The organism is Paenibacillus sp. JMULE4 (genome assembly GCF_013337105.1).
GTDB classification, from domain to species: Bacteria; Bacillota; Bacilli; order Paenibacillales; family NBRC-103111; genus Paenibacillus_G; species Paenibacillus_G naphthalenovorans.
Map to the genome: position 1 here is coordinate 327,199 of NZ_SGWF01000010.1, position 16,656 is coordinate 343,854.

Annotated in this window: 18 protein-coding genes; 4 read left to right on the forward strand and 14 right to left on the reverse strand. The window is 49.8% G+C overall.

Annotated features, from left to right (window positions below):
* Window positions 1-25 precede the first annotated feature (25 nt).
* The 3 genes from EXW96_RS03850 to EXW96_RS03860 are packed head-to-tail and all read right to left on the reverse strand — an operon-like array spanning window position 26 to window position 2,888.
* Window positions 26-553: an NAD(P)H-dependent oxidoreductase gene (locus tag EXW96_RS03850; protein WP_174349924.1), complete on the reverse strand. Its 528-nt coding sequence runs from the start codon at window positions 551-553 to the stop codon at window positions 26-28.
* A 44-nt stretch (window positions 554-597) separates the two neighbouring features.
* The gene (locus EXW96_RS03855) at window positions 598-2,226 is read right to left on the reverse strand and encodes a DHA2 family efflux MFS transporter permease subunit (RefSeq protein ID WP_174349925.1); all 1,629 of its coding nucleotides are present in this window, start codon (window positions 2,224-2,226) and stop codon (window positions 598-600) included.
* Window positions 2,202-2,888 carry an HlyD family secretion protein gene (locus EXW96_RS03860; RefSeq protein ID WP_174349926.1) on the reverse strand — a complete coding sequence of 229 codons (687 nt, stop codon included), beginning with the start codon at window positions 2,886-2,888 and terminating at the stop codon, window positions 2,202-2,204. The genes EXW96_RS03855 and EXW96_RS03860 overlap by 25 nt, the downstream gene beginning before the upstream one ends.
* A 164-nt stretch (window positions 2,889-3,052) precedes the next feature.
* Between EXW96_RS03860 and EXW96_RS03865 the strand changes: the two genes are divergently transcribed.
* On the forward strand, window positions 3,053-3,532 hold the full coding sequence (locus EXW96_RS03865) for a MarR family transcriptional regulator (protein WP_254611202.1): 480 nt from the start codon (window positions 3,053-3,055) through the stop codon (window positions 3,530-3,532).
* Between the two features lie 51 nt (window positions 3,533-3,583).
* A complete protein-coding gene (locus EXW96_RS03870; protein WP_062408349.1) occupies window positions 3,584-4,213 on the forward strand; it encodes a TraX family protein in 630 nt (209 codons plus the stop codon).
* 69 nt (window positions 4,214-4,282) lie between these two features.
* On the opposite strand, the gene EXW96_RS03875 is transcribed toward EXW96_RS03870, so the two are convergent.
* From EXW96_RS03875 to EXW96_RS28245, 4 genes are all read right to left on the reverse strand, one after another.
* Window positions 4,283-4,528, reverse strand: coding sequence for a hypothetical protein (locus tag EXW96_RS03875; RefSeq protein ID WP_062408350.1), 246 nt, complete (start codon window positions 4,526-4,528; stop codon window positions 4,283-4,285).
* A gap of 35 nt (window positions 4,529-4,563) precedes the next feature.
* Window positions 4,564-5,748 carry a hypothetical protein gene (locus EXW96_RS03880; RefSeq protein ID WP_254611203.1) on the reverse strand — a complete coding sequence of 395 codons (1,185 nt, stop codon included), beginning with the start codon at window positions 5,746-5,748 and terminating at the stop codon, window positions 4,564-4,566.
* Between the two features lie 63 nt (window positions 5,749-5,811).
* Window positions 5,812-6,048: a translation initiation factor gene (locus EXW96_RS28240; RefSeq protein ID WP_309225009.1), complete on the reverse strand. Its 237-nt coding sequence runs from the start codon at window positions 6,046-6,048 to the stop codon at window positions 5,812-5,814.
* Window positions 6,036-6,260: a hypothetical protein gene (locus EXW96_RS28245; protein ID WP_309225011.1), complete on the reverse strand. Its 225-nt coding sequence runs from the start codon at window positions 6,258-6,260 to the stop codon at window positions 6,036-6,038. The genes EXW96_RS28240 and EXW96_RS28245 overlap by 13 nt, the downstream gene beginning before the upstream one ends.
* Before the next feature lie 69 nt (window positions 6,261-6,329).
* Between EXW96_RS28245 and EXW96_RS03890 the strand changes: the two genes are divergently transcribed.
* Window positions 6,330-6,641: a hypothetical protein gene (locus EXW96_RS03890; protein WP_054818597.1), complete on the forward strand. Its 312-nt coding sequence runs from the start codon at window positions 6,330-6,332 to the stop codon at window positions 6,639-6,641.
* 159 nt (window positions 6,642-6,800) lie between these two features.
* On the opposite strand, the gene EXW96_RS03895 is transcribed toward EXW96_RS03890, so the two are convergent.
* The 3 genes from EXW96_RS03895 to EXW96_RS03905 all read right to left on the reverse strand — a co-directional run bounded on the left by EXW96_RS03895 (window position 6,801) and on the right by EXW96_RS03905 (window position 11,305).
* Window positions 6,801-8,657, reverse strand: a complete 1,857-nt coding sequence (locus EXW96_RS03895) for a sensor histidine kinase (protein WP_137671086.1) — start codon at window positions 8,655-8,657, stop codon at window positions 6,801-6,803.
* The gene (locus EXW96_RS03900; RefSeq protein ID WP_160327354.1) at window positions 8,650-10,176 is read right to left on the reverse strand and encodes a response regulator; all 1,527 of its coding nucleotides are present in this window, start codon (window positions 10,174-10,176) and stop codon (window positions 8,650-8,652) included. Before EXW96_RS03900 ends, EXW96_RS03895 begins: the two co-directional genes overlap by 8 nt.
* A 163-nt stretch (window positions 10,177-10,339) precedes the next feature.
* Window positions 10,340-11,305 (reverse strand): sugar phosphate isomerase/epimerase family protein, encoded by a 966-nt coding sequence (locus EXW96_RS03905; RefSeq protein WP_174349927.1) that lies wholly within the window; start codon window positions 11,303-11,305, stop codon window positions 10,340-10,342.
* A 408-nt stretch (window positions 11,306-11,713) separates the two neighbouring features.
* Here EXW96_RS03905 and EXW96_RS03910 point away from each other — a divergent pair, with 408 nt between their 5' ends.
* Window positions 11,714-12,952, forward strand: coding sequence for an IS110 family RNA-guided transposase (locus tag EXW96_RS03910; protein ID WP_174349928.1), 1,239 nt, complete (start codon window positions 11,714-11,716; stop codon window positions 12,950-12,952).
* 203 nt (window positions 12,953-13,155) lie between these two features.
* On the opposite strand, the gene EXW96_RS03915 is transcribed toward EXW96_RS03910, so the two are convergent.
* The 4 genes from EXW96_RS03915 to EXW96_RS03930 are packed head-to-tail and all read right to left on the reverse strand — an operon-like array spanning window position 13,156 to window position 16,574.
* Window positions 13,156-13,449, reverse strand: coding sequence for a hypothetical protein (locus tag EXW96_RS03915; protein ID WP_254611204.1), 294 nt, complete (start codon window positions 13,447-13,449; stop codon window positions 13,156-13,158).
* 13 nt (window positions 13,450-13,462) lie between these two features.
* Complete coding sequence (locus tag EXW96_RS03920) at window positions 13,463-14,305, reverse strand: carbohydrate ABC transporter permease (RefSeq protein WP_254611205.1); 843 nt, start codon at window positions 14,303-14,305, stop codon at window positions 13,463-13,465.
* Window positions 14,302-15,246: a carbohydrate ABC transporter permease gene (locus EXW96_RS03925; protein WP_062410911.1), complete on the reverse strand. Its 945-nt coding sequence runs from the start codon at window positions 15,244-15,246 to the stop codon at window positions 14,302-14,304. Before EXW96_RS03925 ends, EXW96_RS03920 begins: the two co-directional genes overlap by 4 nt.
* A gap of 56 nt (window positions 15,247-15,302) precedes the next feature.
* Entirely contained in the window at window positions 15,303-16,574 is a 1,272-nt protein-coding gene (locus EXW96_RS03930; protein WP_174349929.1) for an ABC transporter substrate-binding protein, read from the reverse strand.
* Window positions 16,575-16,656 lie beyond the last annotated feature (82 nt).

Genomic DNA, 16,656 nt, shown 5'->3' on the forward strand with positions numbered 1-16,656 from the left:
CCCCTTTCCACACTGATGTCCCTCACTACACATGAATGAATTTTTTGGTCACCTGAGCGACGCGTTCTCCCAATGCTCTTCCGAGCGCTTTTCCCTGCTCGCTTATGAGCTCATCCTTATCGATCGGACAAGTGATGCCGACGCCATAATAAGAACCGTACAGGGCATTCTCGGAAATATTGCCGGGAAGACCTACGATAATCATCCCATGATGCAGCATGGGAGTCATTAAACTGACCATGGTGGACTCCAACCCGCCATGCTGTGTTGCCGTCGTACAGAATACCGCCCCGATTTTATTGATCAGCTTGCCGTTCGCCCAGAGATGCCCGAGCTTATCGATCCAGGCTTTTAACCCCGAACTAATCGTTCCGAAATGCCCGGGACACCCCCAAATGATGGCGTCCATATCGGCGAGATCGTAGACACTGGCCGAATGGACATGGTGGATATGCACCTCCGCCTGAGCCTCTCTCGAGGCCCCTTCAGCGATGGATCGGGCCAAAGCTTCCGTATGTCCGCCTTCACTATCGTATACAATGTAAATTTTCATTTAACCGCCTCCGCTTCACGAGACTTTCAAGAATTAACCATACGTTAACCTTGCCGGGTTTGACCAGGAGCCGGAAGCATAATGACCTCCGTACTCACTGCCTCTTCCCTTTCCGCAGTCTTTTTATCTTTTCGCACATCCTTCAGAAATACACACAGCAGCAGGGCGGCGGCCGAAATGATGGAGGTCCAGAAAAAGGCATCGTTGATCCCCATAACCGTGGAATGCATCTGGGCTTGTCCAGCGAGCTGGGAAATGGCTTGGACTTGTGCCTGTTCCAGCGGCAGGTGCGACGAATCGACTATCTTGTGAACCAGCGAATTAAACGAATCCATAAAGGCTGGATTGGTTGTATCCATCCGGTTCGTATACGAAGCAAAATGGAAAGTCGACCGGTTGGTGAAAATCGTCGTAATCCAGCTTGTGCCAATCGAGCCGCTAATTTGACGCAGCGTATTGGACATGGCTGTACCGTGGTTGTTCAGTACCTTCGGCAGCTGGTTCATCCCTGCGGTCATAATCGGCATCATCAACAACGACATCCCAAAGAAACGAAGCATATACAGAATCATAATAAAGTTATACGTCGATTCCATTGTCAGCTTAGTAAATTCAAATGTGGTGACGGTCGTAATGATCATGCCGATGATCGCAAGCGGCCGCGGGCCGACTTTATCGAATAAAGCTCCGGACACCGGCGACATGACCATCATGACCAGCGCACCCGGAAGCATAAGAAGTCCGGATTCCATAGGCGTAAAGCCTCTTAAGTTTTGCAAGTATATGGGAAGCAGAATCATCCCTGCGAACATGCTGGCTGTCAGAAGCACACTGATGACGGTGGATAACGAAAACATGCTGTATTTAAACACGCGCATATCCAGCATAGGCGTATCGGACTGCATTTGCTGCAGTACAAAGATGAAGATCAAAGCCAAACCGATAACAAGATAAGCCAGGACTGCGATATCCGTCCAGCCTTTCGTTCCCGCTTCCGTCAAGCCGTACAAAAGCAATCCAACTCCGGTTAAAGAGGTAAAGGTGCCGAAATAATCCAGCTTTATTTTTTTCGGTTCTTCGATATTGTTTAGCGTAAAAAAGGCAATGATAAGAACCAGCACCCCTAGAGGTATCATCCCCGAAAAAAGTAGATGCCAGTCATAATTTTGCACCACCCAACCGGATAATGTCGGGCCGACCGCCGGAGCGAACATCATAGCCAGCCCGAAAAGCCCCATGCCCTTGCCTCGCATCTCCGGAGGGAAGATATACAGGATCACACTCATGACAAGAGGGGAAAGCACTCCCCCGCCAACGGCCTGAATCAGACGACCGGCCAGCATGAGCGGAAAATTCGGGGCCAGGCTGCATATCAGAGCTCCGAGCGTAAAACAGAACATGGCGATCAAAAACAACAAACGAACTCCGAACCTTTCGATTAAGAATGCGGATAAAGGGATTAAAATCCCGTTTACCAGCATATAGCCGGTTAAAAGCCACTGAATCGTATTCGTCGTTACACCGAAATCCGCTGTCATATGTGGAAGAGCAACGTTTAATAACGTCTGGTTCAAAATCGCCAGGAACAAACCCAGCATCAACACGGTCAACAGCGGGATGTGCCGGGAAATACCGTCGCCGCTGCTCTTCACGGCTGAGTTTTGAGCAGCCATATCGCTCCTCCTTTCCAAATCATTACATTATTTTTGGTAATCTTCACTTCAGCATTCATCCCTGGAAGTACATTGTCCGAGTAGTTGCTGATCGATATCTTAATCTGCACTTTTTGTGTTACTTTCGTGTAGTTGCCGCTTGTATTGCTCACGGGAAGCAGCGAAAATACGGAATTCGTTGCCCGTCCGATCTCCTCTACCTTGCCTTTTAACGTATTGCTCGAATCACCGTCAACCGTTACCTCGACGTCCGAACCGATTTGAATATCTTTCACGTCGGTTTCGTCAATATTGGCTACGATATACAGCTTCTTCATATCGATGAGCTGGGCTAAGGTTTGGCCGGGTTGAACCATTTGGCCTTCTTTGGCCTGGTTTTTCACAATAGTGCCTTCGAGCGCCGGACTTACATTGACCGTCTTGGTTCCGTCACTCACTTGGCCCACAACTTTGGCTTTTGCGACCACGTCCCCTTCTTTCCCGTCCCAGTTAGTCAAGGTTCCTGCAGCCGGTGCGGACAGATTTATGATATCTCCTGCGACGCGCGCATCCTCTGTCTTAATATATTGTGAGCTTTGAAGATAGTAATAGAAACCTCCCATAATCAAAGCAACGATGACGATAATGCCAATCAGATTGGCTGCAAACAAACGACCTTTCATAGGTTTTCTCCCTCCATACTTTAATATATAAATTACTTTGTAACAAAGTATTTTAGAACAAAATAAATTTATCATAATAAAAAAAGAATACAAATAGTAAAGTAATCCTGTATACTTAACTTATGTCATTTCATCGGGAAAGAAATTGGGGATGAATAAGGAAAATGGGAATGCGAGATGGAAAAAAAGATATGACCGCGCAAATCGAAGCCATGGATCATTTTAATGAAACGTTCTTGAGATATAAAATGAAATTGCTGGATGCCCATCATAAAGACCCGCAGCTTCGTATGAATGGCACCAAATATCATATACTGATAACGATATACCAGCGCCAAAGCTGTATGGTAACGGATATTTCGCGGCATTTGCATTTGTCTTCGGGAGCTACTACGATTTCGCTGAATCAGTTGGAAAAGGACAATCTGATTGAGCGGCTGCGGAGCAATGAGGACCGGCGCACAGTCATGGTTACCCTCACTCCCAATGGAAAAAGGTTTATTGAAACGGTGCTGGACGTCCGAAACCGGCTGCTGGCCGAGATGATTGAGCCGCTTTCTTCGGAAGAACAAGATCAATTATTTCATATTATCGCTAAGATATCCCGACAGCTGGCCAAGAAGATCGCTTCCCATGAGGTGTAAAAGATATCCTAAACGCTTGGCCCGGGAACCAAAGTTGAAGGTGATACTATCATGCTGCAGCTTATTGCTATGACCACGATGCTGATTGACCATGTCGGGTACATTTTTTTTCCTCATACGGATCTGTTCCGCATTATCGGACGCATTGCCTTTCCGCTCTACTGCTGGTTTCTGGTCCAAGGCTATCTTCACACGAGCAGCCTGAAAAACTATATGCGGAGGCTGTTCTGGCTGGCCTGCTTGTCGCAGATTCCGTATTCCCTGGCATTCGATGATTGGGAATTAAATGTGATCTTTACTCTTTTGCTGTCGATCGTTGGCTTATATGCAGCGGATCGCATCAAGGATGAGAAATATAAAGCCCTGCTGATGGCCGGAGTACTGCTTGCCGCCCTGCTGATACCTATGGATTATGGGCTTTATGGGGTGCTGCTTGTTTTTCTTTACCGGTATTTTACCGGGTGGAAATTGATCGTCTATCATACGGCACTGAACATGATGTTTATCGCCGTATATGGAACGGGCGCCTGGATTCAATTATTTAGCCTGCTGGGGACTTTTCTGTTTGCTTATCCTATCCCTAATTACCAGATATCCATTAAAAAATGGTTGTACCGCAGCTTCTATCCGGCGCATTTGTTCCTCCTGTTTATCCTCTATCTCTGGATGGAGCAATCCTAGACTCTCTCCTGCCTAAAGCAAAAACGGGTCGAAGAGCAGCAGCTCTTTAACCCGTTTTTGTTCATCTATTCATTGCTCTTCCTTATCTTTGGATTCGTTGACCAACCGGTCATATTTGGCATATCGATCATCCACTTCCGAGGCCATTTGCCGAAACCTTCTGGTCTCTTCAAGCACCGGATCAATCTGTGCCTGAATGCGGATCTCGGTTTTGATCGGCAGCCGTTTGCGTGCGGCCTCCTTCGTATCCTCCTGCTCCATTTGGCCTTCCGTCAGTTTTTGCGCCAATTCTTCCTCCAGCTTTCTGGAATTCATGGTTCTTCATCCCCTTTCGCCTTGTGTCAGATTCATCAAAGTCTTTTTATATCCTGTCCATACGAAAGAGCTGCTATAAGGCGGAGCCTGTTGAGCGGTTCAGCAGGAACGGGTCGGACTGTTTTTCCAGCCGGTGAAGCAGGACATATACCGTTGCCAGCTCCAATGGCGCCGCGATGGCGGCAGCCAGACCGGCCAGTCCTCCGTTCAGATGAGGAATCGTAAAAACGAACAAAATCAATAAAGCGACGGAGAACAGCACAGATACCATTTTGCTCGCCATAATCGGTTTGGTTTTCCCCAGCAGCATGCATTTCCCGGCTAAAAAATCGATCCAGGGAAACAGCAAACTCTGTATGGACAATAATTTCAACAGCATCTGAATTTCCTGCAGCAACGGCCCGTGCACGCCAAGAACACCTTCCAACAGCCATCTTCCCCCTGCATCCGATGAGATCGTCAGGAGAAAAGCGGGCATTTAAAGCCGCTTGAATCGACGGATTCAATAAAACAAGAACCATCAAAGAATACAGCAAGGGCAAATAAAAAGGAAGCAAATGCCGCGCCAGCTCAATGCTTTGATGGTCCCCTCGCTCCGGAAGGCGTTTTTTGAGGGCGGATCCTTCCCAGACGGAGACCATGCATTCGATGATCACGCCGACCATAAAAATGACAGCCCCGTATCTTCCGTCATCGGTCCAGCCGTTCCGGATAAAATACCAGGACATCCCGAACATAACGGCGACCCGTACCGCCATGCCTACGGTCATCCATCCCGTGCGCAGCTGGTTGATGATCACTCCCTGATATAAACAGCGGAACGCCGTAAAGAGATACAGCAGCGCAAGCACCTGATAAACCTGCACCGTAGGGTGAATGAGATGTTCCTTTACTCCAAACACATAGCGGAACAACAGCTGCCCTGCCGGAGTACAGGCAATGATCAGGCTCAGAAGGACAAGGATCCCCGAAGTGACGGCAGTCAACCGCGCAACCGCCCGAAAAGAAGTGCGGTCTCTCGCATATTTGCTTGATACCTGCCGGATGATCGTCATAGGCAGATCGATCAGAAAAGATAAACTTAATGCGACTGCGTAGCTGCTTATCGTTACATCAGGCTGTTCGGAGCGAGCCAGGACGCCGTTGACAATGACATGCGTCAAAGCGGCCAATAACAATGAAGTGCCCAATGGAACATAAAACAAAACGATCCGAAGCACGTGTTCCCATCTCCATCCCCAATTATTATTGATCAATCAAGCTGTGGGCTGTCGTGCTCTCCTTCAGACCGGATCGCTTACCGCTGATCTGAATCGCCGTTTTTTACGGCCTGCCGTGCTGAGATCCCGCAGTATATCCTCTAAAAGCGCTTTTCCCCTCCCCTCTTCTTTCCCTTGCGCCCAGACAACGAACATCACCGAATCGCCGGATTTCAGGATTTTCTGTGCCTGCTGCAATTTGGTCTCGTAGTCGTGCTCTTCAATCCCGGGTGTAAGACGAATCTCCTTCAGCTTGGGCACGCGATCCTGCTTCCGGGCTGCTGTGCCTCCTGCCTGGCCGCTCCTGCACCGATCAGCCTGCATGGCGGAGGACTGGTCATGAATGAGGTGCATACCAAATCAACCTTGAGTTTTTGGGCCATGGCCAGAGCTTTTTTCGTCGGGACGATACCCAGGTCTTCCCCGTTTGGTCCTGTGAGGTGAACCTCGGAGGCTTTATTTTTTTCGTTCATGATCATTGTCAGCGCACCTGAACTTTCTCTATAATGAACCCATATTACCGTGTAAAAGGAGATTTTTCAATGAGTCAAAACGAACTTGAGCAACAAATCATTCGCAACTACCAGCGCGACGAGCAAATGATGATTCTTGTGTTTGCCCAGTGGTGCGTTAATCATGATCTCGATCCGGCCGCATTGTACCGCCGTGCCTATCCGCAGCAAGACGCTAATCCTTCGCTGCAGCAGGCGATCGCATTGACCGTGCCTAAAGAAGAGGCCGGCGAAATTGCCGATGAAACCCTGCTGGGCGTCTTGTCGCTTTTCGGTAATGATGAACTCGCCATGGTCGTCACTGAGGAAATTCAAAAGCGTCCGCGCGTCGCCAAAAAATAAGACCCAACCGATCGTCGGCAGAGCTTAAACGCGCCGCCCAATTCCATTTGTTCTCCTATCCGGGCTTGTCATTTCCGCATGCAAATAGCGCAAACCAAAAGTCTGTCAGGCCCGGTACCGGAACAGATTTTTGGTTTGCAAAGTGGTAAATGAAATCCATCAGATTTTCATGGCTTGTTTCTTGATCCGAATTTGAACACTCGTTCCTTCTCCCGCTTCTCCGGATGAACGAATGATCATCCGATAGGAGCAGCCATATAGCATTTTGAGGCGGGAATCCACGTTTTTCATCCCGTATCCGGAAGAGGAAATAATCTCCTCCTCCAGAACGTCGCCATTCAACAATTCTCGTTGTTTATTCAACTGCTCCACCGTCATCCCCACTCCGTTATCGGAGACATCGACGACGACCTCATCTTCTTCGAGATAACCCGTGATCAGGAGCAGACCCTTCTTTCTCAAACGCCGCATCCCATGGACAATCGCATTTTCGACAAGGGGCTGCATCACCAATTTACCGATCGTATATTGGGCTGCTTCATCAGCCAAATGAAGGGTAAAATCGAAGCGTTCTTCAAACCTGATTTTTTGAATTTGCAGATAGACGCGCACCATTTCAAACTCTTCGGCCAAGGTTATGGTTTCCCGGCCCTGGCTTAAAATCATGCGGAACAGCTTGGACAAGCCGCTGACCATCTCGCTGATTTTGGGCTGTTCATTCTCCTGAGCGAGCCAATGAATCGAATCCAGTGTGTTGTATAAAAAATGAGGATTGATCTGATATTCGAGAACTCTGAGCTCAAACAGCCTTTTTAAGCGCTGCTGCTCTTTCAAATTCGTCATCAATTCCTCGATTTCGGACGCCATCAGATTGAATTGATCTCCGATGATGCGGATCTCGTCGTTTCCCTTGAGCGAGATTCGCGTTCCCCACATGTTTTGACCGAATTTACGCATGGCCTTAATCAGCTGCCTGAGCCGTTGAGACAGTATTTTCGTCGCCCACAAGGATACGATCAATGCAAGAAATAGAAAAATCACATAACCGTAAATCAGTTTATTCCGAATTTCTTTCGTTTCTTTATGGATAAATTCCTTGTCAAGCCCGACAAAAAGATAGTCCTGCTGGTCCATCCGCATGAGAACGGTTCTCCATATGCGGCCGTTTAGGCGAACTTCCGTCAGCTTGGATGCGATATCCCCCGCTGCTTGATCGATCAGAGGGCCGGTGCCGCCCTGGATTTTCTTATTGTCGTATACCATCCACCCGTTTTCCGATGCATGGATCATGCCGAAAATCATTTGGCCGTAATAATTGTAGGTCTCAAAGGAGCTGCGAACGGCGTCCAAAGAAAGATTCACAATAACGTAACCGATCATCTCGGTCGGCTGCGTTACGCCATAGATTTTACGCGCGATGGTGATCATATCCTTGTTTTTGATTAATGCATCGCTGACGCTCCATGCCAAACCGGACTGCTCTGCCGAGATCACCGTCTTAAACAGCTCGGAACGCTCCAAATCTTCAGGATAGATCCGGTAATTTTCGGACGTATTCAAATATACTTCTCCGTTCATATCGATGATGGCGATGGAAAAAATATTGTTCCAAACCAACCGGGATCTGGACAGCAGGTTCCTCATGGTGTGCTCGTTGGCGTATCTCTCCTGTAGACGCACATTTTCATCAAGCGGGCGGCCGGCATCTCCCTCCTCCATGGTTTTCTTGGCCGAGGCTAATATCCTCTGCACGTCGGGGTCAATCAGAATCTGGTTCGTCAAAGTGGTCACATCGTTAAAAATAGCCCGTATTTCTCTGCTTGCCGCATGCTCCAGCACATACAGCGTATTGTTCATTTCCGCCTCTTTTTGTTCTATCTGATCGGACATCAATTGGGCGATGACAGCAATCAACAGCAGATTCGGAACCGAAATGATGAGGATGAGCTTAATGAAAATTTTACTGTTGAGTGTGGTGTACCATCGAGAGAGATGCCTGAACAGCGGTTTAAGCATAGGAACCGGATTCCTCTTTGTAGTCTGATGGATTTTTACCGACCCATTTCTTGAAGTAGCTGCTGAAATAAAGGGGGTTCTCGTAGCCGACCTTCTCCGCAATTTCGGATATTTTCAGATCGGTGTTGTTTAACAGCTGCTTGGCTTTTTCCATACGCGTCTTTGCCAGGTACTGCATGCAGGAAAAACCGGTTTGTTTGCGGAACGTTTGCGTCAAATAATTGGGATGAAGCGAAACGACATCGGCAAGAGATTGAAGAGTAAGCGAATAATCGTGGTAATGCTGTTCTATGTACGCGGCTACCTTGTCAACAACATCCGAGGCTGCGCCGGTTTTCGTCACCGTACCGCGGCTGATCACGCAAGCTTCCAGCCACCGCTGCATTCGTTTGGCCGCTACAGCCATGGAGTGCCGGTGCAACTGCGGCAATGCGGGGCACTGCAGTCCCAGTTCCTGAAACAGTTTTTCCACGGAGACCGCAAGCTTATAAAAGCCTTGCAGCGCATGAGCGTCCCCCGCATTGCCCGCCATGAGCATCCGAAGAAATTGCCGCGCTGATAAAAGCGCCTCTTCCGTTCTGCCCGTGCCAAGCGCCATGCGGAATTTTTGCTCCTCCTCCAACGGATAGGAAGGTTCCCCCAAGGAATGGGCTTCCAATAGATCATAGGCTTGACTTACGGATTGCGGAATCCGGACAATGCCGCGAACAACCGTTCCCACGGCTGTGGCCACAGGAATGCCAAGCACCTTGTCGGCCAGAAGAGCAAAATTCTGAATGCTGTCGCATGAATTTGAGTCCGCAGGCTGAATGCCGAACACCAGCGTTCGTTCATCCTTAATCAAGACAAAGCCTTTGACGTCTCCGAGGACGGTTTCGCCAAACAGATGCTTGGTTCCGGTGCAGTACAGCAGCAAATCCCGCTGCGACAGCTCCGGCTCGCTTTTCTTCAGCCGGACGACGCCGCCGAAATACTCCCCATCGAGTGGAAAGTTAAAGCAGTCGGCATTCTCCTTTAGTTCCGCCATGGAAAGGAGCTTGCCTTCCAGCAAATCCGATAGAAGCTTCTCCCGCACATAGCTCTCTGTGTTGGCTCGTGACGGTTTGCCCGCGTGCTGTTGAGAGGCAAAGCGCAAACGCGCCTTCATGATGTCCTCTCGGATCGCGCATAAGATGCCATGCAGCTCTGCCGGCTGCACAGGCTTAGTAATATACCGGCATACCTTTAAATCTATGGCTTTTTGCGCCAGTCTGAAATCTTCATGACCGGACAATATCGCGCAGGGAATACCCGGATAACGTCTGTTCACCTGTTCGATCAATTCGATGCCGTCCATAAACTGCATATAAATATCCGTGATGATCAAATCGGGCAAAACCTTGGCTGTCTCGAGCCATTGCAAGGCCGTTTCCCCATCGTCTGCCGTACTCAATACGCGGAATCCATCGTTCAGCTGGGCAATGGCCCTCTCTATCCCTTTTCTGATTGCCTGTTCGTCTTCGACCACTAGAATGTTCATTTCAGACATACTCCCCTCCATTGTCAAAGACGGCGCAGCAATGGGCCAATCCCTTTCTCATTGCTGCGCCGTGCGTATGTCTGCCTGTACAGCAAACCAGGATCCTGCTTGTTTATTATCGGACATAATCTATACTATACAGGAAACGGGCAATAATAAATCATTAATTTGCCCAATACATTTCTCCAGTTGTCTCCGTAATCAGCACTTCTTCAAGAAAGCGGACCGCTTTGATAAAGCCTTCTTGTACGGACATGAGCCCGTCTTCGTGTTCGATGCTGATCGCTCCGGTATAGCCCACCAGCCTCAGGGTACTGATGATCGCTTTCCAGGTGTCGGCTCCGTGCCCGTAGCCTACCGTCCGGAAGGCCCACGAACGGGCGGATATATCCTTATATGACTTCGTATCCAGCACGCCATTGAGTGCGGTACGATTAGGGAAGATTGCCGTATCCTTGGCATGAAAATGATAGATCCGGTCCTGGAGCACCAAGATGGACGATACCGGATCCATGCCCTGCCAGAACAGATGGCTGGGGTCAAAGTTCACGCCGACCTGCTCTCCCCCGATATCGCAAAGCCGTAATGCGGTTTCCGTGTTGTACACCGCAAATCCGGGATGAGGCTCAACGGCAACCTTGACGCCGTGCTCACGGATAAACGAGCTCATCTCTTTCCAATACGGGGTCACCTTTTCCCGCCACTGCCACTCTACGATTTCCGCAAATTCGGTAGGCCAAGGGCACGTAATCCAAACGGGGCGCTGCGAGGTTTCCGATTCGCCCGGGCATCCGGAGAAGTTGACGACCGTATTGACACCGAGCCGCTGGGCCAGCCTAATCGTGTTTTGAAAATCGCGATGATGCTCCTCGGCAACGATTTTGTTGGGATGAAGGGGATTTCCGTGGCAGCTCAGCGAGCTGATTTCCAGCTTGTATCGGTCAAGCAATTGGCGGAAGCGCTCAATTTCTCCCGGGTTATTCAGCAATTCCTCCGGCTTGCAGTGATGGTTGCCCACATAGCCGCCGGTTGCGATTTCCACGGTTTGAACTCCGCATTCGGCTGCATAAGCGAGAGCCTCTTCCAATGTTTTTCGTCTAAACAAGGTAAGGAAAACGCCTAATTTCATCGTATACTCTCCCTCGTATCATATTTGTTGTAAAGCTTTGAAGGCCAATTTCCAGTTCCCCAGGGAACTGGCGACCGCTTTCAAAATTTCCAGCGTTGGCTCTTTGAAAATTGAATTGGGACTGGACTTTTCGAGATGCTTCCAGACAATAATTCTTAGGGTTATTCGGGGAAATCCTTCTCTCTCCTGTAGCATCGACTACTCTTAAAGTCTGCTTCCTCGGCTCTCGCTTGAACTTCTAACCCGCTGGCTGTCCCCTTCGGCAACCCATGCTCGAAGATAGCAGCTTCGAGGCAGCTCATGGACCGAAGTGAGTTCTCATATGCGAGGGTGATTGAACGGCGAGTGCGCTGGGGGCATCCCGAAAGGTCCAGTCCCTGAATCCCATAAAGAAAGGAGGAATCCCACGTGAAGTTGTTTGTCGGGATTGACGTGAGTTCGCAAGATTTAAAGGTGTGCATCATGGATGCTGGCGGCGATACCCTCCAAGCGTTCACGGTGCTCAACAACTACCACGGTGCCTGCCACCTGCGGGATCAGATCCTTGCCCAAGCCGACCGCATCAAGCCATCGGAGATTCACATCGGTCTGGAATCAACATCGGTTTACAGTTGGCACCCCGCCATGTTCCTGCATGAGGACAAGCTTCTCAGCGAGCGGCATACGAAGGTATTTACCATTAATCCGAAGCTCATTAGCAAGTTCAAGGAAGCCTATGTGGACCTCGATAAGAACGACCGCATCGATGCCTGGATTATTGCAGACAGGCTGCGTTTTGGAAGGCTGCCGATGACCGTTGTCGCCCAAGAGCAGTACATCGCTCTTCAAAGACTGACCCGCATGCGGTTTCACCTCGTCCACAACCTGACACGAGAGAAGCAGTACTTTCTCCAGCACCTGTTCTACAAGTGCAGTGCGTTCTCCGCGGAGGTGGAGAGCTCCGCCTTCGGCCATGCCATCACTGAATTGCTCCTTGAGAAATACAGCCTGGATGAGATCAGCTCGATGGATGTGGCGGATTTAGCCGACTACCTCAAGGATAAGGGCCGTAATCGATTCCCTGATCCGGAGGGTGTAGCGAGGTGCATCCAGAAAGCCGCGCGTGCTTCCTATCGTCTCTCAAAAGTCGTCGAGGACTCCATCGATATCATCCTGGGCACTTCTATCGAAGCCATTCGAAGTACGCAGAAGCAAATCAAGGAGCTCGACAAGGCGATTGAACGCATTATCGCCGGCTTACCCGGTGAAAACGTCCTGAAGACGATCCCCGGTATCGGCCCGATCTACAGCGCTGGTATTATCGCCGAAATCGGTGACATCCATCGCTTTGACGATCAAGCCGCTCTGGCGAAGTACGCTGGGCTTACTTGGCGAAAGAATCAGTCTGGCAAGTTTGAAGCCGAAGAAACGTCCCGTATTAAATCCGGCAACCGGTTTCTGCGTTATTACCTGGTTGAAGCTGCCAACTTGGTAAAGAACCGCGACGCAGAATTCGGAGAGTACTACCGGAAAAAATACAACGAAGTCACGAAGCACCAACACAAACGCGCCCTCGTCTTAACCGCAAGAAAACTTGTGCGTCTGGTCGATGTGCTGCTACGCAACGACCAAGTCTACACGCCGCGGAGGAAGGTGACTAACGCCTAAAGCTTCTCACCTACTTTCTGCGAAGCCCATTGGGAATTCCCAGTAAAATCGAGGTATATCCTGGAAAAAACGCTCGATTTTACTCAGGGTTTATTTCGTGATGCCATTTTTCCTGACTCAAAGCGATTTTCCATCAAAAGAATTTCCAATTACCGCGAATCAGGAACTTGACATCTTACCGCTGGACTTCGGACACTACCGTTTTAATTGATGCTGTCGATGCGAACCCAGCTTTTCTTCGTCGAGGAGGTTTCAACGGCCTCCAGAACGATTTGATTTTTAACCCCGTCTTCAAAATTGGGAGCGGGCCGATAGCCTTTGGCAATCCCGTTCATCAGCTCATGCACCAGGTTGATAAACGTATGCTCATATCCGATAATATGCGCTGCAGGCCAATAAGCTCCGGCATAGGGGTGATGCTCTTCCGTGCAGTTGATCAGCCTGTACCCCTGTAATCCCGGCTCGTCGTCGGCAAAATACACTTCAAGATTGTTCATATCGATGATCGTACTAATCCTTCATGGACCCGCTGGTCAAACCGCTGACAATAGATTGCTGCAGAGTGATAAAAATCAGGATGATCGGCAGCGCGGCGATGGTCGCTGCGGCCATGAGGTTATTCCACTCGGTTCCGTATTCCCCGATGAATTTATATAATCCCATGGTCAGCGGACGAATGGTTTCATTGGTCGTCAGCGTCAGGGCAAAAATAAAGTCTCCCCACCCCCACAGAAAGCAGAATGCGCCAACCGTCAGCAATCCAGGCTTTACAAGCGGCAGAATGATCCGCCAAAAGGCGCTGAATTTGCCGCTGCCGTCAATCAATGCGGCTTCTTCAAGCCCCGAGGGAAGCGCCAGAAAATAAGGCCGCAGCACGAGGATCGCAAAAGGCAGCGAATGCGTCGTGTTTGCCACGATCAAAGCGGGGAAGCTGTTGATCAGCTGCATTTTGGAAAAAGCGATAAACAAAGGCATCGCGAGCATAATGGTCGGCAGCATTTGGGTCGCCAGGAGCAGAATTAGGATCGCGGCCTTTCCCCACATGCGCAGGCGGGCCAAACCGTAGGCCGCCGGGGCGGCCAGGATCAGCGTGAGCAGCATCGTGCCCGATGCAATGATAAAGCTGTTGCCGATATACCCCAGCATGGAACGATTGGATACAAAATTATCGGTATAGGCGGCAAAAGTGAGCTCATGAGGGAACATATGAGGCGGGTTGGCAAACAATTCCCCCATCGGCTTAAGCGACGTAATGATCATCCAGTACACCGGAAACAAAAACAGCAGGGTGGCCGCAGCTCCGATGACCGTAAGCGCGTATTCTTGTTTGCGGTATTTGGCATGCGCGCTCAATGATGTTCCTCCTTTCGCATCATCCGCAGATACACAGCCGACAAAGCCATCAGCACAAAAAACATGATGCTGGATACCGCGGCGCCCAAACTAAATTCAAAGTTGATGAAGGCCAACCGGTACGCATAAAGAGGAAATACGGTAGATGCGTTAACGGGACCTCCTCCGGTCATAATGAAGATCAGGTCAAATACTTTGAAGGTGTAAATCAGCCCGAGCATGAGCAGCACCAGAATCGTAGGCCTCATGAGCGGCAAGGTAATGTCGCGGAACTGACGCCAGCGCCCCGCGCCGTCGATCCTGGCTGCTTCGTAGAGATGATCCGGCAGGGATTGCAGCCCGGCGAGCAGAATGATCATATTAAACGGTACGCCGATCCAGATATTCGCGAGAATCGTGCCATATAATGCGGTTTTTTCCTCCGTGAGCCAGAATCGGTGACTGTCGATCATGCCGAACAACTGCATTAGATAATTCATCACGCCGTGGTCGCCGGCCAGCATCCATTTGAATAAGGTCGCTGTAATGACAATCGGCATCATCCAGGCTAACAGCATCAGCGAACGCATCATACCGCGTCCCGGAAACCGGAGATTGAAAAATAAGGCCAATGCAAAACCGATCCCGAATTGGAAAACGATGCTCAGCACCGTGAAAATGGCTGAATTTTTAAATGAAACGGCAAACACTTCATCCTGAAAAATCGTTTTGTAATTTAGCAGCCCGACAAAATCGTGTTCGCCTCTCAAATTCATCAAGGTGACATTCTGAAAGCTGATCAGTAAATTGTACAAAATCGGAAACACAAGAAAGATGACCATAAACAATACGCCGGGCAGTACAAATACATAATTGGCCAGGCGGTTCCATAAGCTGCGCAAGCTTCTTCGGGAAGCATCCGGCACACGTTCGGTTGAAGCAGGTGACAATTCTCTCTCCATGATCTCCCCCATTCCCTGTGCAAGAATGAAGCCGTCCGGCTCCACCCCCTTACCTGTTATTGAAGAAGCGGTTTGATTTTGGCATCTGTTTCCTTCACCGCGTCTTCCGGCGACTTCACTCCCGTTAACACCTGCTGAATCATCTCCTGTATCGCATCTGAGATTTTCGGATAGTTCGGTCCGTACGCCCGTGCCTTAGCGACATTCATGCCGTCGGCGAATATTTTGAAATACCTGTCGCCTTGCCAATAAGGATCCTGTATGAAATCCCTGCGGCTTGGCAGTCTGCCCGCCGCCTTCAGGAAATTTTTCAAATATTCTCCCTGGTTGGCGAACTTCACAATATCCCAAGCGATATCCTTATGCTTCGACGTCGAGGTAATCGCCCAGTTTTCCCCGCCGAGAATCGTGCCACCTTGTTTGTTCACAGGAAGCGGGACGATATCCCATTGAAATTTGGCCTCCTTTTTCAAAACCGGAATTTGCCATGTCCCATTGACCATCATGGCCGTATTTCCTGCAGCAAACTGCAGCATTGAGGCCTGCTGATCTTGTCCAAGAATTTCCTTCGACATGGCGCCGCTGTCAAGCAGCTCTTTCCAAAGCTTAATCGCCTCCACCGTTCCCGGACTGTTGAACTGGGTCACATCCGAACCGGATTGCCACACAAAAGGCAGGAACTGAAACGTTCCCTGTTCGGTCCGCACAGCGGAAACGCTCATGCCGTAAACGCCTTGCTTCGTCAGCTTCTTGGCGGCATCCAGCAGTTCATTCCAATCGGCCGGAGGCTTCACGCCCGCCTGTTCCAGCATGTCGACGTTGTAATAGAGCGCAAGGTTATTGCTGCTGTTCGGAACGCCGTAATTTTTATCCTTGTAGACCGTCGAGGACCACGGGCCGTCAAAGTACTGGTCGGCTTGCCCCCACTCCTTGACTTCCGCCGTGATATCGGCCAGGACTCCCGCTGCGGCGAACGCCTGATGATCCGGGTTGTCAATCCATACGATGTCAGGAAGCTGTCCTGCGGCGGAGCCTAACAGCAGCTTATTTTTCAAATCGCCGAACGGAACGTAAGTGCGTTCGATTTTCACATGAGGATTCGCTTTCTGGTAATCGTCGATGACCTTGGTTAATGCTTCGACCATCTCATCGGAACTCATATAATCCCACCAAGTAATCTTCACCGTCTCGCCGGGTTTGTTAGTTTGTCCGTTAGGCGCTGTTGTCCCTGAAGGGGCAGTCGATCCATCCCCGGTTGAGCCGGGATTGCATGCGGTGGTGAGTCCCAAAACCGATACGATGGCCGCCAGCCTGATTTTTTTCCACATGGATAACGATCCCTCCCATACCTGTTATCGTTTTAAGTCCCGCAAAAGACTGAAATCGGCCAGACGAACCGGCATTCCGCTT